Annotated in this window: 18 protein-coding genes; all 18 read left to right on the forward strand. The window is 48.5% G+C overall.

The features are described 5' to 3' along the window. Positions 1–9 precede the first annotated feature (9 nt). The 18 genes from MUG84_RS02695 (at position 10) to MUG84_RS02775 (ending at position 19581) form a co-directional block, all read left to right on the forward strand. Entirely contained in the window at positions 10–987 is a 978-nt protein-coding gene (locus MUG84_RS02695; protein WP_244719383.1) for a DHH family phosphoesterase, read from the forward strand. Then, a complete protein-coding gene (gene truB, locus MUG84_RS02700; RefSeq protein WP_280521122.1) occupies positions 984–1901 on the forward strand; it encodes a tRNA pseudouridine(55) synthase TruB in 918 nt (305 codons plus the stop codon). The genes MUG84_RS02695 and truB overlap by 4 nt, the downstream gene beginning before the upstream one ends. 40 nt (positions 1902–1941) lie before the next feature. Beyond that, positions 1942–2889, forward strand: coding sequence for a bifunctional riboflavin kinase/FAD synthetase (locus MUG84_RS02705; RefSeq protein ID WP_244719386.1), 948 nt, complete (start codon positions 1942–1944; stop codon positions 2887–2889). A gap of 152 nt (positions 2890–3041) precedes the next feature. Then, complete coding sequence (gene rpsO, locus MUG84_RS02710; RefSeq protein ID WP_244719389.1) at positions 3042–3311, forward strand: 30S ribosomal protein S15; 270 nt, start codon at positions 3042–3044, stop codon at positions 3309–3311. Positions 3312–3460: 149 nt separating this feature from the next. Next, positions 3461–5557 carry a polyribonucleotide nucleotidyltransferase gene (pnp, locus tag MUG84_RS02715; protein ID WP_244719393.1) on the forward strand — a complete coding sequence of 699 codons (2097 nt, stop codon included), beginning with the start codon at positions 3461–3463 and terminating at the stop codon, positions 5555–5557. A 190-nt stretch (positions 5558–5747) separates the two neighbouring features. Further along, positions 5748–6734, forward strand: a complete 987-nt coding sequence (locus MUG84_RS02720) for a polysaccharide deacetylase family protein (protein WP_244719397.1) — start codon at positions 5748–5750, stop codon at positions 6732–6734. A gap of 117 nt (positions 6735–6851) precedes the next feature. Continuing rightward, complete coding sequence (locus tag MUG84_RS02725) at positions 6852–8081, forward strand: M16 family metallopeptidase (protein ID WP_280521169.1); 1230 nt, start codon at positions 6852–6854, stop codon at positions 8079–8081. Then, entirely contained in the window at positions 8050–8502 is a 453-nt protein-coding gene (dut, locus tag MUG84_RS02730; protein WP_244719403.1) for a dUTP diphosphatase, read from the forward strand. The genes MUG84_RS02725 and dut overlap by 32 nt, the downstream gene beginning before the upstream one ends. A gap of 241 nt (positions 8503–8743) precedes the next feature. Continuing rightward, complete coding sequence (gene dpsA, locus MUG84_RS02735) at positions 8744–9643, forward strand: dipicolinate synthase subunit DpsA (RefSeq protein WP_244719406.1); 900 nt, start codon at positions 8744–8746, stop codon at positions 9641–9643. After that, positions 9640–10236 carry a dipicolinate synthase subunit B gene (locus tag MUG84_RS02740; protein WP_244719409.1) on the forward strand — a complete coding sequence of 199 codons (597 nt, stop codon included), beginning with the start codon at positions 9640–9642 and terminating at the stop codon, positions 10234–10236. Before dpsA ends, MUG84_RS02740 begins: the two co-directional genes overlap by 4 nt. Before the next feature lie 391 nt (positions 10237–10627). After that, entirely contained in the window at positions 10628–10780 is a 153-nt protein-coding gene (locus tag MUG84_RS27585) for a hypothetical protein (RefSeq protein ID WP_425313118.1), read from the forward strand. Positions 10781–10856: 76 nt separating this feature from the next. Then, a complete protein-coding gene (gene dapG / locus MUG84_RS02745; RefSeq protein WP_244719412.1) occupies positions 10857–12074 on the forward strand; it encodes an aspartate kinase in 1218 nt (405 codons plus the stop codon). A 54-nt stretch (positions 12075–12128) separates the two neighbouring features. Further along, positions 12129–13010, forward strand: a complete 882-nt coding sequence (dapA, locus tag MUG84_RS02750; protein WP_244719415.1) for a 4-hydroxy-tetrahydrodipicolinate synthase — start codon at positions 12129–12131, stop codon at positions 13008–13010. Between the two features lie 225 nt (positions 13011–13235). Continuing rightward, positions 13236–14915, forward strand: a complete 1680-nt coding sequence (locus MUG84_RS02755; RefSeq protein WP_244719418.1) for a ribonuclease J — start codon at positions 13236–13238, stop codon at positions 14913–14915. Positions 14916–15285: 370 nt separating this feature from the next. Then, positions 15286–15708, forward strand: coding sequence for a CBS domain-containing protein (locus MUG84_RS02760; RefSeq protein WP_244719421.1), 423 nt, complete (start codon positions 15286–15288; stop codon positions 15706–15708). A gap of 169 nt (positions 15709–15877) precedes the next feature. Continuing rightward, positions 15878–16633 carry a ClpP family protease gene (locus MUG84_RS02765; protein WP_425313119.1) on the forward strand — a complete coding sequence of 252 codons (756 nt, stop codon included), beginning with the start codon at positions 15878–15880 and terminating at the stop codon, positions 16631–16633. Next, positions 16630–16848 carry a YlzJ-like family protein gene (locus tag MUG84_RS02770; RefSeq protein WP_244719424.1) on the forward strand — a complete coding sequence of 73 codons (219 nt, stop codon included), beginning with the start codon at positions 16630–16632 and terminating at the stop codon, positions 16846–16848. Before MUG84_RS02765 ends, MUG84_RS02770 begins: the two co-directional genes overlap by 4 nt. 78 nt (positions 16849–16926) lie before the next feature. Continuing rightward, positions 16927–19581: an FtsK/SpoIIIE family DNA translocase gene (locus tag MUG84_RS02775; RefSeq protein WP_244719427.1), complete on the forward strand. Its 2655-nt coding sequence runs from the start codon at positions 16927–16929 to the stop codon at positions 19579–19581. Positions 19582–19604 lie beyond the last annotated feature (23 nt).

Below are 19604 nucleotides of genomic sequence, written 5' to 3' on the forward strand. Positions count from 1 at the left end.
GAGAAGGCAATGCAGACCTATGAACAGTCGCTTGAGCAGGCCAAAGAGTTTCTGCTGAAGCATGATGATTTTCTAGTAGTGTCGCATATTCAGCCAGATGGAGACGCAGTCAGTTCCACCGTTACAGTGGGCTGGCTTCTCTCATGTCTGGGCAAAAAATTCACGCTGATCAATGAAGGGCCTATTCCTGAACGAATGCGCTTTTTGCTGATGTCCGATCAAATTGTGAATATGGAGCAGCAGCCGCCAAGCCGCACCTTTAAGCATGTGATTTGTGTGGATTGCGCCGATTTTGGAAGAGTGGGACAGACAGCGCAGTATTTTGAAGAGGATGCCCTGATTCTGAACATCGACCATCATCCAACCAACAACGGATACGGCAGTGCAACACTGATCAAGCCGGATGCCGCTGCGACTGCGGAAATTCTGTATGATTTGATTTCCACTTTCGAATTTAAATGGACGACTGACATTGCATCGGCAATTTATACGGGGCTTTTGACAGATACCGGAGGATTCCGCTATTCGAATACTTCTCCCAAGGTAATGCAGATTGCATCCGAGCTGCTCGGATATGGTGTCAACGGACCTGAATTGTCTGAAAACCTACTCGAAGCCATGACGTATCCACAAATGAAGGTACTCGTCAAGGCGCTTAACACGCTCGAAATGACGCCTGACGGCAAGGTGTGCTGGGTTTATGTCACGCCGGAGCATATGGCGGAAACCGGAGCGGCAAATGAGGATTTGGAGGGGATCGCCAACTATCCCCGCAACATTCATGGCGTGGAAGTCGGCATTTTATTTAAAGTCATTCATGACAATGCGGTGAAAGTAAGTCTTCGTTCGGCAGGAAAAGTCGATGTGGCGGCTCTTGCACAAAGCTTTGGCGGGGGCGGACATGTTCGCGCGGCAGGCTGCCGTATAGAAGGATCTCTGGAAACCATAATTCAGCAGGTAGTAGAGCGGGTGAAATCACAATTATGAGTCTTGAAGGGGTTTTGGCCGTTGATAAGCCGGCAGGTATGACTTCTCATGATGTCGTAGCCAGAACACGCCGGATTTTGAAAATGAAACGGATCGGCCACACCGGAACATTGGATCCGGAAGTGACAGGCGTTTTACCTCTTTGTCTGGGCAGAGCGACAAGAATCGTGGAATATATGCAGGAGCTTCCCAAAGAATACGAGGCGACGCTTCGGCTTGGCATGGCTACAGATACCGAGGACTTAACGGGCAGTATTATCGAGCAGGTAGATGAGGTATCTGTTACTCCATCTGCGGCTCAGAAGGTGCTTGAATCTTTCATGGGCACCATCTCCCAGGTTCCTCCGATGTACTCTGCAGTAAAGGTTGATGGAAAACGTCTTTACGAGCTTGCGCGTGAGGGTAAGACCGTGGAACGCAAGAGCCGTGAAGTGACCATATACGAGATTGAAATGAAGGGCTTTGAGTGGAACGGCCCGTTTCTGGACATATCGTTCAGAGCACTTTGCTCCAAAGGAACCTACATCCGGACGCTTTGCGTGGATATTGGACGTGCTCTTGGGCTTCCTGCAACGATGGTCAAGCTGACAAGAACGGTCTCCGCGGGAATTACGTCCTCGGAATGTCTGACGCTTGAGCAGATTGAACAATTGATGCAGGCTGGCGAGCTTCAGAAACATTTGATCAAAGTGGACCATGCGATCCGGCATCTGCCCGCCCATATCGTTTCGGATGATAAATCCGCTGCGGCTGTACAGGGTCAGAGACTTTCCAGCAGGGCAGTAGAACCTGAGGTTAAGGCTCCGGGCTGTATCCGGCTTTATAATAGTGCAGGCACGTTTCTGGGTATCTTTGAAAAGCAGGAAGACACAGGGGCAATCGCTCCCGTGAAGGTATTTTTGCCGGAAGTGTAAGCTTTCGGGATATCAAAATCGAATTGCAGGTGAGAACGCTGTGAAGACTGTACATTTATCCTATCCTCTGTCCGCCAGCATAATCGAAGAGAATGCGGGTCCGCAAATTGCTGCGATCGGTCAATTCGATGGTGTGCACCAAGGGCATGTGAGTGTTATTGCCTCAGCTGTGCGGCTCGCGAAACAGCAGGGAATGCCATCCGCAGTCATAACCTTTCATCCTCATCCGAAGGATGTCATGAAGAAAGGGAATTACGAAGGAAACCTGACACCGCTGCAGGAAAAGCAGGACCTGCTTGCCGGTATGGGTGTAGATAATCTCTATGTGGTGGAATTCAGCGAGTCGTTTTCCGAGTTGAGTCCGCAGGCTTTCGTGGAAGGGATGCTGCTGGCTTTGGGCGTACAAACGGCTATCGTTGGTTTCGATTTCCGTTTTGGTTACAAGGGTGAAGGGCATGCTGAAATGCTACGTGAGCTTGGAAACGGCCAAATGAAAGTGATGATTATCCCGCCTTTCGAGCAGGACGGCGAGAAGGTCAGCAGTTCGACGATCCGCAAAGCGCTCCAGAGCGGAGAGCTTGAAAAAGTGAATAAGCTGCTTGGTCATCCTTACCGCCTTCGGGGTGAGGTGGTCGATGGAGATAAACGCGGTAGAACCATCGGATTCCCAACCGCAAATCTGCGGCTCGACGGGAAATTCGTGGTTCCTGCCAAAGGCGTATATGCCGTGCGATCTCTCGTTGAGGGGAAATGGCTGCAGGGCGTAATGAATGTGGGTGTAAAGCCGACTTTTCAAGAAAGTGTAACTACTCCGAGCTTTGAGGTTCATCTACTGGATTTCAACCGTGATATATATGGAGAGCAGCTGATCGTAGATTTGATCTCTTATATCCGGCCGGAACGGAAATTCCCTTCCATCCAGGAGCTGGTCGCTCAAATTCAGACGGATGCTGACACGGCCGGACGGATTTTGGGCTCGTCCGAATAATCCGTTTGGCGAACATTTACTTTTCTCTGCGAAGTATGCTATACTGATAGACGTCGCTGGGAACAGCGGCAAATAACCTTAGCTTGGTTACACGATCTCACCGACGGTAACGAGGCTAACGGCGATTATCTATTTTTAAGGAGGTGAATAGGATGGCACTAACTCAAGAACGCAAACAACAACTGATTGAAGAGCACAAAACTCATGAGTCCGATACAGGATCCCCAGAGGTGCAAATTGCTATCCTTACGGAGAACATTACGAACCTGACTGATCACTTGCGTACGCACAAGAAAGATCATCATTCCCGTCGTGGATTGTTGAAAATGGTTGGTCAACGCCGTAAGCTGTTGGCATACTTGAAAAACAAAGATGTTAGACGTTACAGCGCTCTGATTGAAAAACTCGGATTGCGTCGTTAATATCCGTATGGTCTACTTAAAGCAGCCTGGTTGTTCACCGTTTGTCCTTTTAGGAGTGACAGCGATGGCAACCGGGTTGCTTTTTATGCAGGCCTTATATGAATTTACCCATAGCTGGGAATAATGTGTGATGAAAAGGAGGGATTTCCATGGAAAGTCGTGTAGAAATGCAGTTGGGCGGAAGACCCCTAATCCTTGAAACGGGACGTCTCGCCAAGCAAGCCAATGCAGCTGTGATGGTCCGTTATGGGGAAACCGCTGTTCTATGTACTGTGACTGCTTCAAGTGAACCAAAAGATTTGGATTTCTTCCCGCTGACCGTAAACTACGAGGAAAGATTGTATGCGGTAGGCAAAATTCCAGGAGGCTTTATCAAACGTGAAGGTCGTCCGAGTGAAAAGGCGATTCTCGCAAGCCGTCTAACCGACCGTCCGATCCGCCCGCTTTTCCCGGAAGGATTCCGTAATGATGTACAAGTCCTTAACCTTGTCATGAGCGTGGATCAGGACTGCTCTCCAGAGATCGCAGCCATGATTGGAACATCGGCAGCACTCAGTATTTCTGATGTGCCGTTTAATGGACCAATTGGCGGTGTTGTAGTTGGCCGCATCGACGGACAATTCATCATCAACCCGAACATCGCACAGCAGGAAATCAGCGATGTGTATGTGGTTGTTTCAGGCACTAAAGATGCGATTATGATGGTTGAAGCCGAAGCGAATGAAGTACCGGAAGAAATCATGCTTGAAGCGATCATGTTTGGTCATGAGGAAATCAAGAAAATTGTTGCTGTCATTGAGGAATTGGTAGGAAAAGCCGGCAAGCCTAAAATGGAAGTTAGACTCCATTCGGTTGATGCTGAAGTGAACAAGCAGGTTCGTGCTTATGCGGAATCTCGTTTGGTTGAAGCTGTCCGCATTGCCGAGAAGCATGCCCGCCAGGATGCCATCGATGCCATTAACGATGAAACGGTAACTTACTTTGAACAACAATACATAGAGACGCCTGAGCTCTTGGGTGATGTCAAAGAAGTGCTGCATGATATTGTAAAAGAAGAAGTCAGACGTTTGATCACGCATGACAAAGTCCGTCCTGACGGCCGTAAGCTGGATGAAATCCGTCCAATCGAATGCGATACCAGCATTCTTCCGCGGACGCATGGTACAGGATTGTTCACACGTGGACAAACACAGGCGCTTAGCGTATGTACGCTCGGAGCTCTTGGTGACGTGCAAATCCTTGATGGGATTGATCTGCAGGAAACCAAGCGCTTTATGCACCACTATAATTTCCCTCCGTTCAGCGTAGGCGAAGCCCGTCCGCTTCGTGCACCAGGACGCCGCGAAATCGGCCATGGCGCGCTTGGCGAAAGAGCGCTGTCGAAGGTTATTCCTTCGGAAACGGAATTCCCGTATACGATTCGTCTGGTTTCAGAAGTTCTGGAATCCAATGGTTCGACTTCCCAGGCAAGTATCTGTGCAAGTACGCTGGCCATGATGGATGCGGGTGTACCGATCAAGGCACCGGTAGCCGGTGTGGCTATGGGTCTGATCAAGGATGGAGAGCATGTGTCCATTTTGACGGATATTCAAGGCATGGAAGACCATCTCGGCGACATGGACTTTAAAGTAGCCGGTACCGCAGAAGGCGTAACCGCAATTCAAATGGATATCAAAATTGACGGTATCGACCGCCAAATTTTGCAGGATGCGCTGAAGCAGGCCAAAGAAGGACGTATGTTCATTCTGGGCAAAATGATGGATGCGATCCAGAAGCCAAGAGAATCCTTGTCTCCTTATGCGCCTAAGATCATCGTCTTGAACATCAATCCGGACAAAATCCGTGATGTCATTGGTGCTGGCGGTAAGATTATCAACAAAATCATCGAAGAAACCGGCGTGAAAATTGATATTGAGCAGGATGGCCGCGTATTCATTGCTTCTTCGAATGAAGAAATGAATCAAAAAGCACGTTCGATTATCGAAGGCATCGTCCGTGAGGTACAGGTTGGCGAAATTTACGTCGGCACCGTGAAACGGATCGAGAAGTTCGGAACATTCGTGGAAATTTTGCCGAACAAGGAAGGTCTTGTTCACATTTCCCAATTGTCCACCGAACGCGTGGCTAAGGTTGAGGACGTTGTAGCCATCGGTGATTCGATTACCGTGAAAGTTACTGAAATCGACCAGCAGGGCCGGATCAACCTGTCCCGCAAGGCTGTTCTAACGGCTGAATCCAAAGCGTAAGCTGTTCAACATTCAATTGAATACGTAGTTTTAAAGGCCGAACCTGGTCTTGCAAAAGAGGCAGAACGTAACCACTTCTGGCTCTTTTTTTTCAAATTTCCGGTTAGCTATTCTGTTCCTCCTCCTATTCATATTCCGCTGGACTTGTTCATATGATGGGACAAAGCGGGTAAGGGAGATGAGCGGAGCTATGAACGGAAGAAAGAGTGTGATATTGCTGGCCTGTCTTGCGACCGTGGTCGGAATTGGGAAAACCGGAGTGGTCGGCGAGTATATTCAGGTAGCCAGACAGCAACCTGCGGCAGTTAGCACATGGGATCCCAAGGCGGTTGAACCTCAGCAGGATCCCCTTTATAAGCAGATCCTTGAGAAAAGGGAGCAGACCCGGATACAGCCTGTAGACGCGGTGCTAGACCGTGTGTGGAAGGCGATTCCCGGGTATAACGGACTGGAAATTGACGCGGAGGAGACCTACAAGCAGGCGAAAGCGGCCGGGGCCTCATCTCCGATTACATATGTGTACAGACAGATCCCCCCGAAAGTCAACCTGGAGGATTTGGGTGCAGAGCCGATTTACAGGGGGAATCCGAAGAAGCCCATGGTTGCACTGATGATCAATGTGGCCTGGGGCAACGAGTTTATCGTTCCGATGCTTGATATATTGGATCAGGAGAAGGTAAAGGCTACCTTCTTTTTTGATGGAAGCTGGCTGAAGAAGAATCCAGAGTTGGCAAAAGAAATTCAAAAGCGTGGCCATGAGCTGGAAAACCATGCATACACCCATCCCAATATGAGCCAGCTTAGCGAGTACCGGGCTTCAATGGAAATCAGCAAAACGCAGAAGCTACTGAAGGAGAGCCTCGGGGTGGACAACACCTGGTTTGCGCCGCCTTCGGGCGATTTTAACCAGCAAACAGTCCGGATCGCCCATGGTCTTGGCTTGAAGACTGTTCTCTGGACGTTGGACACGGTGGACTGGCAAAATCCTTCCCCGGAGTCAGTCGTGAATAAAATCTCGAACAGGGCTCAAGCTGGCACCCTGATTCTGATGCATCCAACGGCATCCTCTTCCAAGGCGCTGCAGGGAATGATCCAGGTCATCAAGAAGAAAGGGCTGATACCGGGAACGGTTGGTCAGACGCTTTCTCCTGAGCGTATCATCCCGCCAAGTGGTTGAGTGGAATCATGTTTTTTGGTAGGATAGGGAATGCGTTAAATGCCAGTGGATTGATATCTTTTTAGGAGGGCCTTTCACGTGAAAAAAATAAAGCTAACCAACGGCCTCAGAGTAGTGATGGAAAAAATACCGACATGTCGGTCGGTTTCCTTTGGTATCTGGGTAAAAACAGGTTCGCGGCACGAAACACAAGAGAATAACGGCGTCTCACATTTTATTGAGCATATGCTCTTTAAAGGGACGGAGCGGTTTGACGCCAAAGACATAGCTGAGCAATTCGACGCCATCGGCGGCAATGTGAATGCATTTACGTCGAAGGAGTACACATGCTATTATGCCAAGGTACTGGATGAGCATTTACCGATTGCGGTAGATGTACTCTCCGATATGTTCTTCCGCTCCACGCTGGATGAGGGAGAGCTTGCCAAAGAGAAAAATGTCATTCTTGAGGAAATTTCCATGTATGAAGACACGCCGGATGATCTGGTGCATGATTTGATGGCTAGAGCCGTTTACGGCGACCATCCGCTTGCATATCCGATTCTCGGTACGCAGCAGCAGCTTGACCCGATGGGGCCGGCGGAACTGCGGGCATACATGAAGGAGCATTATACCATTGAAAATACGGTCATCAGCGTGGCCGGCAATATCAACGACGATGTCGTTGAATTGCTTGAACGCCATTTTGGCCAATTTGACAACCACAGTGAGGTTAAGGATTTACAGGCTCCGGGGTTCCATAGCAACCTTTTATATCACAAAAAGAAGACGGAGCAGAACCATATCTGCCTGTCTCTGCCCGGCTGCTCGATTCATGACCCGCTTCAATATGCCATGATCCTGCTCAACAACATCATCGGTGGGGGAATGAGCTCCAGACTGTTCCAGGAAATCCGGGAAAAAAGAGGTTTGGCTTATTCCGTATACTCTTATCACAGCTCCAATGAAGACAGCGGATTGTTCACCGTTTATGCGGGTACAGCTCCGAAACAAACCAAGGATGTTCTGGACTTGACCAAAGAGGTTCTATCCGACATTGCCCAGAACGGGATTACGGAAGATGAGCTTAAAAAGGGTAAAGAGCAGTTGAAAGGAAGCCTGATTCTCAGTTTGGAAGGAACCGGCAGCCGGATGAACCGTCTTGGCAAAAACGAGCTGATGCTTGGCAAGCATCATTCACTGGATGAAATGATTGAAAAGATAGAGAAAGTCAGCATGAAGGATGTCGACGCCGTGCTGGACCGCATGTTTAGCGAACCTTTTGCACTCGCTATGGTAGGGGCATCAGACAAAGTAATAGCTGGACTTAGAAGGGATGATTTCATTGCACTACGTTCAAATTCATAAGCTTCCGGGGCATGATGATGTGAAGCTCCCCGAAAAAATGTCTTCTGCCGCTTCGGGCTACGACTTGTACGCTGCCGTAGAAGAGCCTATTGTACTGCACCCTGGTGAGCGTAAACTGATCCCAACGGGTATTGCCCTCGCTATGAAAGAAGGCCTGGAAGCACAAATTCGTCCGCGCAGCGGACTGGCACTGAAGCATGGGATTACATGCCTCAACACACCTGGGACGATTGATGCGGATTATCGCGGCGAGATTAAGGTACTGCTCATTAACCTCGGACAGGAGCCGTTTGCAATTGCGCGCAACGAGCGGATCGCCCAGATGGTATTCCAAGAGGTGCCTACAGTTCAATTCGAGCAAGTAGAGACACTCTCGGAGACCGTTCGAGGTAGCGGAGGATTCGGTCATACAGGTAAATAATCAATACAGAAGGTCTGCCGGGTTCCAGAAATGGAACCAACGGCAGGCCTTTTTTGATCTGTTAGAATTTATAATTTCCGGGGCCCCCACAAAGTACCTGAATCAGCTTCGAAGTAAAGTCCCCACTTTGTGGGGTTATTTTGTCTTTTTCAAGCCATCTTTGTTCAGGCGTTTTCACCGAATGATAGGCTTCAGCATAAGATGCTCCATAACAGTGCTTTTTGAAAGGAGTGACATCCTTATGCTGACAGGAGTTCAAATTGTCTTCCTAGGCGGGGATGCGCGTCAGATCGAGGTGATCCGCAAATGTTCGGAGATGGATGCCACCGTCAGCGTCGTCGGCTTTGACAATCTGAAGCAGAAGCTCCTGGGAGTGACCAGAGATCATCTGACGGCTGAGCTGCTTGCCACCGCGGATGTCCTGGTCCTTCCTGTTGTGGGCTGTGATGACAATGGTGTCATCCATACGCAATTCTCGAATGAAATGCTTAAGCTCCAGGATGAACATATGGCGTCACTGCGCAAGGGCTGCAAGGTATATACCGGCATGGCCAAACCTTATCTCCGCAGTCTGTGTGCGCACCATGAAATCAAGCTGGTCGAAATGTTGGACCGGGATGAGGTGGCAATCAGCAATTCCATCCCAACCGCTGAGGGCGCGCTGGTTATGGCTATTCAGAATACAGATTTTACGATACATGGATCGGATTGCATGGTGCTCGGTCTGGGTAGAACCGGCTTTACGATGGCAAAAAGTTTGCAAGGTCTGGGAGCGAAAGTCAAGGTGGGGGTACGTGCTGAAAAGGATGTCGCCAGGGCAGAGGTCATGGGCTGGAAGCCTTTTCTGATAAGGGATTTAGCGGATCATGTGAGCAATATTGACTTGATTTTTAACACGATTCCGACTATGATAGTCACAGCACAAATCCTGTCTAAAACGCCTCAAAGCACCGTCATTATTGACCTTGCTTCCGCTCCCGGAGGAGTCGATTTCCGGTATGCAGAGAAGCGGGGGATCAAGGCGCTGCTTGCACCTGGTCTTCCCGGAATCGTAGCTCCCAAAACGGCTGGTCTGATTATCGCGAGCACGCTGATACAGTTGATTTCGGATGAGTTTAAGACTCGGGGGGATGTAGAATGAATTGGCAGGGTAAGACGGTAGGCTATGCAATCACAGGATCTCACTGCACGCTCGAAGAAATCATGCCGCAGGTGAAGCGGTTTGTGGATGAAGGCGCCAAAGTGGTGCCGATTGCATCCAATACGGTGCAGGTGACGGATACGCGTTTTGGAACGGCACAAAACTGGCTGCAGCAGTTGAGAGATATTACGGGGAGTGATATTATTTCAACCATTGTTGAAGCCGAACCGCTTGGGCCGTCTAAACTACTTGATGTACTTGTGATTGCCCCTTGCACCGGAAATACGACAAGCAAGCTGGCAAACGCGATGACCGATACTCCGGTTCTCATGGCCGCCAAGGCTCAAATGAGAAACCTCCGTCCGCTTGTGCTGGCTATTTCCACAAATGACGGGCTCGGGCTGAATGCAGCCAATATCGCGAAGCTTCTTGTAACGAAAAATATTTATTTTGTTCCTTTCGGCCAGGATAATCCTCACCAGAAGCCGAACTCTCTGGTAGCTCAAATGGATTTAATCCCTGAAGCCTGCTATGCGGCACTGGAAGGACGGCAGCTTCAACCAATGATTCTGCAGCGGATATTCTCAGCATAATTGTTTACTAATACTAGAGAAATAGTCCCTGAAGGTTTTGAAGGTATGGATATTGCCTGTTTATATTATTATTTACACTAATCTGGCCGTTACCGGTGTAGGCAGTGAGCCATCGACGAATTGCTTCGCTAGAGCAAAACGGTTCTCGAAGGTACTGAGGCTAACCCTGATATTACCTGAGACTCGCTGCCCTTGAAGCACCAGATTGCATTTGTTGCAATACCGAAAACCAAAAACATTTTACAGGAAAAGATTCCACCCGACGTTACATCAACCTGTGTCCGTATTCCTGTTGTTTACGTTCACTTTGAGTCTGTAAATTTCGAACTTAAGAAAGACTATGAACTGAAGACGAAAGAAAGCTTTTGGCGGAAGCGCTTGGGTTATACTTGTGGATGACCCTGCTTCCCCAATCTATCCGCTTGCGACCGATGCCGCAGGAGAGCCGGACGCTTTTTTTGGGCGTTTGTGCCGCGATCTTGGTCAGAACAAGTCCCTTAACATATGGATTGTATCCGATAATCTGATGAAGAGTGCAGCATGAAATGCTGTACAAATTACTGAGATTACTGCAGCCAAACAAACGTTCTGACCGTTCTTAGTCGTATGGAGGAATGGAAATGAGCATTTTAGTTCAAAAATTCGGCGGTACGTCACTTTCAACACCACAGGCAAGAGAACTTGTCATCAAACACATCAAACGAGAGCTATCCGCCGGATATCAGCTCGTTGTCGTTGTGTCCGCTATGGGGCGCAGAGGCGAGCCGTATGCTACAGATACGCTACTGGAATGGGCAGCCCAGAACGGTGATGCTCTGCCTGCACGCGAGAAGGATTTACTGCTGTGCTGCGGTGAAATTATTTCTGCGGCGACGATGTGCACCCTTCTGGAACATGAAGGTATCAGATCGATTGTGCTGACAGGAGCCCAGGCGGGCTTTGTCACCGACGATCATTTCGGCAATGCCCGTATTAAAGACGTTCGTCCGGAGCGGGTGATTAGAGAACTGGAAACACATCAAGTCGTCATCGTCACCGGCTTCCAAGGACAGGCGGTATCAGGTGACTTCACGACACTTGGAAGAGGCGGCAGTGATACATCGGCTACGGCACTCGGTGCTGCACTTCACGCCGAGATGGTGGATATATATACAGATGTGAACGGTATTCTAACCGCGGATCCAAGAATTGTGGAAGATGCCAGACCCCTTTCATACGTCAGTTATGCCGAAATATGCAATATGGCGCAAAATGGGGCTAAGGTTATTCATCCAAGGGCAGTTGAAATCGCTATGCAGGCCCAGATTCCGGTCCGGGTACGTTCTACTTTCTCCGAGGATGAAGGTACTCTGGTTACTCAGCCTGAGGGCTTTAAAGACGTTCAGCAGGACATTATGGACCGATACGTTACTGGTATTGCCTATGTAAGCAATGTGACACAGATTACGGTGGGCTGTGAGGGCGGAGGGCATAACCTTCAGCTGAAGGTCTTCAAAGCGATGGCTGAAAATTCCATCAGTGTTGATTTTATTAATGTAACCCCAAGCGGGGCCGTCTATACCGTGTTTGACTATGATTCGGACCGTGCCATTACGGTTCTTCGTGATCTTGGATTCAGCCCGAAAGCTCTTTCCGGCTGCGCGAAAGTATCAGTCATTGGCGGGGGCATTAATGGAGTACCCGGTATCATGGCCAGAATTGTAGAATCACTTAGTGAACAAAATATACAAATCCTGCAATCTGCGGATTCAAATACGACGATATGGGTGCTTGTTCAGAAAGAAGATATGGTGCAGGCTCTGCGTGCGCTTCATACCAAATTCGAACTTCATCGTTAATTAGCAAAAAAAGCTGAATGATGAGCGAGTCCTATCGTTTGAGGAGGTAAAAAAGTGGATTTCGGAAGATTAATAACAGCCATGATCACGCCTTTTGACGAGCAGGGAAAAATCAACTGGTCGGAAACGTCTAACATCATTAATCACCTGATTGAGGTGCAAAAATCGGATTCAATCGTCATTTGTGGTACCACAGGCGAATCGCCTACGCTCCACGAGAAAGAGAAGCTTGAGCTGTTTGCATTTGCGCTCGAGCAAGCCAAGGGACGCTGCAAAATCATCGCGGGAACAGGCAGTAACAGCACCGAGCATTCGATCCATCTGACCAAGGAAGCTGAAAAGCTGGGCGTCGATGGAGCTTTGCTGGTTGTGCCTTATTATAATAAGCCCAGCCAGGAAGGGATGTACCGTCATTTCGAAGTAATCGCCCGCAGCACGAGTCTGCCGATTATGCTCTATAACGTGCCTGGACGCACTGTAGCGAGCATTAGCGCCGCTACGACGCTGCGTCTTGCCGAAATTCCTAATATTGTGGCGACGAAAGAATGCGCGTCACTCGAACAGGTTACGCAAATTGCTGCAGGCGCTCCGGAATCCTTTAGAGTATATTCGGGTGATGATTCAGTAACGTTGCCGGCACTAGCTGTTGGAGCCTACGGAATCGTAAGCGTAGCGAGCCATCTGATCGGTGCTTCCATGCAGGAAATGATTCAGGCTTATTTGAATGGCGAGGTCGCCAAAGCGGCCCGGCTGCATCAGAAACTGTTCCCGGTATTTAAGGGATTATTTGAATGCCCGGCTCCAGTGCCTAATCCTTCTGCACTCAAATATGCGCTTAATTTGATGGGTCATTCGGTGGGCGGTGTCCGTCTGCCGCTGGTTGATCCAAGTGAATCGGAAGCCGCATTTATCCGAGAACTGGTCGCATCTTTGTGATTTTGAATAACTTATAAATTGCCTAAACAGCGCCTTTAATGGCGCTGTTTTTGTACAAATAGCGCCTACTTTTTTGGGGTACGATAACTCTTACTTAAAGGGTGACTTGTGTTTTCCGTTTTTAATCATGTATAATGGGGTCAAGTGACTGGGTGCGGTATATTTTTGAAATATAAATACTATAAAATGGTACGACGTCCAAAACCATAGGAGGTTTAGATTCATTTGTCTAAAAAAAATAATAACGATAAATTGACGATATTTGCTTTGGGCGGCGTCGGTGAAATCGGGAAAAATATGTATGTCGTTCAATACGCGAATGATATCGTTGTCGTAGATTCCGGCTTGAAGTTTCCAGAAGAGGACATGCTTGGTATCGATATCGTCATTCCCGATATCAGCTATCTGACGGAAAACCGCGACAAAGTAAGAGGCATTTTGTTGACACATGGACACGAAGATCATATTGGCGGATTGCCTTACGTTCTGAAACACCTGAATGTTCCTGTATACGGAACCAAGCTTACCCTCGGTCTTGTAGAGAACAAGCTGAAGGAAGCCAATTTGCTTGGAGAGACCAAGCGGATCCTGATTAAAGAAGATTCCGAAATCGAGCTGGGTTCAACCCTGAAGGCGACGTTCTTCAGAACGAACCACAGTATTCCAGATTCCGTGGGTATCTGTATTGCAACACCGGAAGGCAATGTTGTTCATACAGGCGATTTCAAATTTGACCATACGCCGGTTAACGGGCAATACGCAAATCTGCAGCGTATGGCAGCAATCGGTGAAGAAGGCGTTCTTGCTCTCATGTCGGACAGTACAAACGCTGAGAAGCCAGGATTCACACCTTCGGAGAAAAATGTCGGAGTAGTGCTTGAGGATATTTTCCGTAAAGCATCGCAGCGCGTGGTTATTGCGACATTTGCATCGAATGTTCATCGCATTCAGCAGGTTGTTAACGCAGCTGAATCGACAGGCCGTAAAATTACGGTTATTGGCCGCAGCATGGTGAATGTGGTTTCCATCGCTTCCGATCTGGGTTACCTACATGTACCGGATGGCATGCTGATCGAACCGGAAGAAGTCAACAAAATGGCTGCTGACCGAGTCGTTGTATTGTGTACAGGAAGTCAGGGCGAACCGATGTCAGCTTTGACACGCATGGCCCGTTCCACCCATCGTAAGGTTGATATTCTACCTGGTGATACCGTTATCATTGCCGCAACTCCGGTACCAGGCAATGAAAAATATGTAGGACGCACCATTGATGAACTGTTCCGTTTGGGTGCTGAAGTTATTTACAGCGGATCCAACTCCGGCGTTCACGTTTCGGGACACGGCAGTCAGGAAGAGCTCAAGCTCATGCTGAACCTGATGAAACCGAAATTCTTCCTTCCGATTCACGGTGAATACCGTATGCAGCGCAAACATGCGCTGTTGGCTGAATCGGTGGGCGTAGATCCTGACAACATTTTTATCACTGATATTGGTGAAGTGGTTGAAATTCAAAACGGTGCAGCACGTAAAGCCGGTAAAGTCACTGCCGGAAACGTACTGATCGATGGTCTGGGCGTTGGCGACGTAGGCAACATTGTACTCCGTGACCGTAAGCTGCTTTCGCAAGACGGCATTCTGGTCGTTGTTGTAACCTTGAGCAAGCAGGACGGAACCATCATGTCCGGTCCGGATATTATCTCCAGAGGTTTTGTATACGTGCGCGAATCCGAAGGGTTGCTGGATGAAGCAAACCGCATCGTATCGAGTACTTTGCAAAAGCTGATGAGCGAGAATGTCAATGAATGGGCTTCCCTAAAAACGGGAGTCAAGGATGCGCTGGGACGCTTCCTGTATGAACAGACCCGCCGCAGACCAATGATTCTACCAATCATTATGGAAGTGTAACTTTACAAAAATGAAGTGGCAAATGCTTTATATACCAGCACTTTCCTTTACCGTGTTCGTCACTTGATCACAATTTGACCACATTCACTCAGCTGATTTCCTATCATTGCAAGATTAAAGTTATGGACGAGACTTTTTTGCATGTAAGAAAGAACATGAGATAAGGATTAATTGAAAGAAATCGCATCGCGAGCGAAGTAAGGCGCAGTTCTCCAGTGTTGGAGGCTGTGCCTTTTTGTATCCAATTCTTTCTTTTCCCGGATATTGCCTTAGAATCTTTTGGTGACCCCTGCTTTTATGAAATTGGAATGAATAAAGGATCGTAAGGAAACAATACGGGGGATCATTCCATGAGGAGGTAGTAATTCAAATGACAATGGTTCGCGAAGTAATGACAATGGAAGTAAGGGCTTGCTCACCTCATGATCCGGTGACAGAAGCTGCGAGAATCATGCGCGATATCAACTGCGGGTCGGTTCCAGTCTGTGAAGGGAAAAAAATCGTGGGCCTCATTACGGACCGTGATATTGTCCTGGACTGCGTTGCCGCAGGTAAAGATCCTAACCAGGTTCACTGCCATGATTGTATGACGCAAAGTGTGATTACCTGCTCACCGGATACGCATGCACATGAATGTGCTCGAATGATGGCGAATCACCAAGTTCGTCGTATTCCCGTTGTGGAAAATGGTGAATTGGTAGGGATTTGTGCCATCGGTGATTTGGCAACGATGAATATTCACATCAACGAAGCAGGCGAGGCTTTGAGTCGTATTTCCGAGCAGCTTCACTAATGACTGACTTTACTTATCAGCACTCCAGTTGTAAAAGCACCCTTTAAGGGTGCTTTTTTTGCAAAATTCAAAGCAAAAGGAATGAATGAAAGGAATAATACCCATCTTCTAACCGCCATACTAAACAGAATGAAAATAAAATGGTTTAGTGAAAGGATGGGTAATAAGCATGTCGCATGATCAAAGACAATTCCATATGGAAGAGGCGGAACAACCCGAGCAACAGCAGGAGAATCCAACAAAGGCTGCACTCGACGCGATTTCACAGCTGGGACAGATGAATGTACCCGCGGCGAACGAGTCCAACATTTTTTGCTTGACCATTGTCGGTCAAATTGAAGGGCATATGGTATTACCTCCGCAAAACAAAACGACAAAATATGAGCATATCATCCCTACCTTAGTCGCTACCGAGCAAAACAAAAACATTGATGGTATCTTGATCATTTTAAATACAGTAGGCGGTGATGTGGAAGCGGGGCTGGCCATTGCCGAAATGATCGCTTCGCTTACCAAACCGACGGTAACTGTGGTAGTAGGCGGCGGTCACAGCATCGGTGTGCCGATTGCGGTCTCCTCCACCTATTCGATTATTGCGGAAAGCGCGACGATGACCATTCATCCGATCCGCTTAAATGGTTTAGTCATTGGTGTGCCGCAAACCTTTGAATACATGGAGAAAATGCAGGAACGGGTCGTCCGATTTGTCACTACCCATTCCCGGATTACAGAATCGCAGTTTAAGGAGCTTATGTTCCGTACAGGTGAATTGAATCGTGATGTAGGTACACCTGTTGGGGGAATAGATGCGGTCAAGTATGGGCTGATGGACGAGGTTGGGGGGATTGGCCAAGCGCTGGCCAAGCTGAACCGGCTTATTGATGACCGGAAAAGAACACAGGATGCGGAGGGAATCAAACAATGACGCTGCACACCGTAATGCCCCTTGAAGCCGTATGGGAAAAGCAGGGGGAAGCAAGTATGTCAGCTGAAGTGCGTATTCAAGGAGTATTGATGGAAGTTAGACCTTTGGATTTTAACAGGGTTCAAGTTATTCGGCTGCTGGATGGGCCACTGGATAGCTATCTGAATTCTGCCTTTGCTCCAGGACAAATTATTCAGTATGTTCCCGCACCATAAAAACAGATCTGAATTAAAAAAGAGAACATAGGTGCCCACGGTATTATATGGTATAATGGGAATCCGGGGGTGACATTCTTGGCCAAACGCAAAAAAAGGAAAAAGGCTTTGTTGACCAATGTTCTAAAATACGAAATTTACGGTATTATTCTGATCACCCTTTCTGTCATCGCCTTATCCGGTGAAGCGACGGTAGGGTGGTCATTATCCAAAATGTTCGGGCTTTTGCTTGGACGATTCTATTTTGTGATTCCATTGATAGGTATCTACTTCGGACTCAGCGTGATGATTGGGCGGAAATGGCCGAATCGGTGGAGTACGCGAAAAAGTGGGATTGTCCTGCTGGTGCTGGCCTTAACGTTGATGAGCAGCGTTTCATCTTTGGAAAAGAAGCTATCGCATGTGCCGGGCCTGAGCGCCGGACATATCATATCACAAGTACATAATGATTTGGAGGGAGCACTGCTTTCACCAGCGGCTTCCAAAGACCATTCTATGATGAATAAGGATATCAGCGGCGGTTATGCGGGTGCTCTTCAGTACGCCGTATTGTTCTGGCTGTTCGGAAATCCTGGAACCAAGCTGATGATGATTGTGATGTTTATTATCAGCTTTATGCTAATTACCAATCTGTCTTATGTCGATCTGATGCGGATTATACGAAAACGAGTAGTTCAAGCGGGAAGCAACATGCAAAAAAGAATGGCGACCCAAAAGCAGCAGGCTGTCGCTTCCGCTCCGAAATCTTCTTCCCGCAAAAGACAGCCGTTACAGCTACCCGATGAAGATGAAGAGGACGAATTGGATGACTTTGTGGCACCAAGGGCCAAACGTTCAACACCCGTATTTTTTCAACTGTTCGGGAGCAAGTTTGCGAAGACTGCACAGGATCAGGTTTCTGATGCAGATGATGAGCTGGACGGAAGCGATATTCTGGAGCCGGTCAGCAAGCACTCTGGCAATGCTGCAGCTCATGCTCCGGTATACAACTCTGAGGCAGAGCAGATCGCTGGATCTCATCCGCAGGAGCAATGGGATCAGCATGAAGCGAATGAACATCCACCATCTCCGATTATCCGTGATTTCTTTGAACAGGTGAAATCCGAAGGGAATGCTGAGGATGAAGATTGGGATGAGAACGAACCCATGACGGAACTGCCTCCAGATGGTCTTGATCATGGCGTTCAGGATGAATCGGCTCTACAATCCGCTGCAGATAGCATGGGAGACATAGCTGCCGGAGAGCCTGCAGAAGGTGATGGGGCGGTAGAAAACCTGGAAATGAAACCGCCGGCTCCTCCTCCTAAGCCTTATAAGCTGCCTCCTTTCCGTCTGCTTGCGAAGCCGCAAAACGGCGGTAAAGCAGGAGATCAGAACGATTATATGCAGACGGCACGCAAGCTGGAGGCGACGCTGGAGAGCTTTGGCGTCCGTGCTAAGGTGCTGGAGGTTGTTCGTGGACCTGCGGTAACACGGTATGAAATACAGCCAGATATCGGTGTTAAGGTTAGCCGGATTGTCAGCTTGACCGATGACATCGCGCTTGCGCTTGCAGCAAAGGATATCCGTATGGAAGCGCCGATTCCAGGAAAGTCAGCGATCGGGATCGAGGTTCCGAACAACGAGGTGTCTCTGGTTACGATGCGTGAAGTTATGGAAACTCCCATTTTTCAGGATGCCCAGTCCAAGCTGTCTATTGCTTTCGGCAGAGATATTTCCGGGCAGACGATCGTCGGCAATTTGGCCAAAATGCCCCATTTGCTTGTAGCTGGAGCTACCGGCTCAGGTAAATCCGTATGTATTAACGGGATCATTACGAGTATTTTGTACAAAGCCAAGCCGGATGAGGTTAAGTTCCTGATGGTCGATCCGAAGATGGTAGAGCTTAATGTATATAATGGCATTCCACATCTGATGGCACCTGTGGTAACTGACCCGAAAAGGGCATCCCTTGCACTGAAGAAAATCGTTGTTGAAATGGAAAAACGATACGAGCTGTTCTCCAAGTCAGGTACGCGTAATATCGAAGGCTACAATAATTTGATGAAGGATAACCTGCCGGCAGTGCTGCCTTATATTGTTGTTATCGTGGACGAGCTTGCCGATCTGATGATGGTTGCCGCCCATGATGTGGAGGAAGCCATCACCCGTCTTGCGCAAATGGCGCGTGCGGCTGGTATCCATTTGATTATCGCAACCCAGCGGCCTTCTGTAGACGTTATTACCGGAGTTATCAAGGCCAACATTCCTTCACGGATTGCCTTTGGCGTATCTTCTCAGGTGGACTCCAGAACCATTTTGGACATGGCGGGTGCGGAGAAGCTTCTGGGACGAGGTGATATGCTCTTTATGCCAATGGGCTCCTCCAAGCCAATTCGTGTACAGGGTGCGTTTATGACCGATCAAGAAGTAGAAACGATCGTTAATTATGTACGAGAACAAGGTGAGGCGAAGTACGACGAGACGCTTGTTCCTGAAATTGATGAAAGTCATCCAAGTGATGAAGAAGAACTTGATGAGCTGTATGATCAGGCCGTACAGATTGTTCTAGAAGCCAAGCAGGCATCGGTATCGCTGCTGCAGCGGAGAATGAGAGTAGGATACACGCGTGCCGCACGCCTGATTGACTCGTTGGAGGCTAGAGGCATTATCGGTCCATATGAAGGCAGTAAGCCGCGCGAAGTGCTTGTCACGATCGAGCAGTATCAGCAGCAGAATCGCATCAGTTCATGAGCATAGCAAAAAGCAGCCAAGAG

The organism is Paenibacillus mangrovi, from assembly GCF_022898935.1.
Lineage (GTDB): Bacteria > Bacillota > Bacilli > Paenibacillales > Paenibacillaceae > Paenibacillus_AQ > Paenibacillus_AQ mangrovi.

What these genes read in the sequence shown, in the direction of transcription:
- MUG84_RS02720 (WP_244719397.1), top strand. Translation starts at nt 5,748, where the DNA reads ATGAACGGAAGAAAGAGTGTGATATTGCTGGCCTGTCTTGCGACCGTG.
- dpsA (WP_244719406.1), top strand. Translation starts at nt 8,744, where the DNA reads ATGCTGACAGGAGTTCAAATTGTCTTCCTAGGCGGGGATGCGCGTCAG.
- rpsO (WP_244719389.1), top strand. Translation starts at nt 3,042, where the DNA reads ATGGCACTAACTCAAGAACGCAAACAACAACTGATTGAAGAGCACAAA.
- dut (WP_244719403.1), top strand. Translation starts at nt 8,050, where the DNA reads ATGATTTCATTGCACTACGTTCAAATTCATAAGCTTCCGGGGCATGAT.
- MUG84_RS02740 (WP_244719409.1), top strand. Translation starts at nt 9,640, where the DNA reads ATGAATTGGCAGGGTAAGACGGTAGGCTATGCAATCACAGGATCTCAC.
- MUG84_RS02770 (WP_244719424.1), top strand. Translation starts at nt 16,630, where the DNA reads ATGACGCTGCACACCGTAATGCCCCTTGAAGCCGTATGGGAAAAGCAG.
- MUG84_RS02725 (WP_280521169.1), top strand. Translation starts at nt 6,852, where the DNA reads ATGGAAAAAATACCGACATGTCGGTCGGTTTCCTTTGGTATCTGGGTA.
- truB (WP_280521122.1), top strand. Translation starts at nt 984, where the DNA reads ATGAGTCTTGAAGGGGTTTTGGCCGTTGATAAGCCGGCAGGTATGACT.
- pnp (WP_244719393.1), top strand. Translation starts at nt 3,461, where the DNA reads ATGGAAAGTCGTGTAGAAATGCAGTTGGGCGGAAGACCCCTAATCCTT.
- MUG84_RS02765 (WP_425313119.1), top strand. Translation starts at nt 15,878, where the DNA reads ATGTCGCATGATCAAAGACAATTCCATATGGAAGAGGCGGAACAACCC.
- MUG84_RS02760 (WP_244719421.1), top strand. Translation starts at nt 15,286, where the DNA reads ATGACAATGGTTCGCGAAGTAATGACAATGGAAGTAAGGGCTTGCTCA.
- MUG84_RS02695 (WP_244719383.1), top strand. Translation starts at nt 10, where the DNA reads ATGCAGACCTATGAACAGTCGCTTGAGCAGGCCAAAGAGTTTCTGCTG.
- dapG (WP_244719412.1), top strand. Translation starts at nt 10,857, where the DNA reads ATGAGCATTTTAGTTCAAAAATTCGGCGGTACGTCACTTTCAACACCA.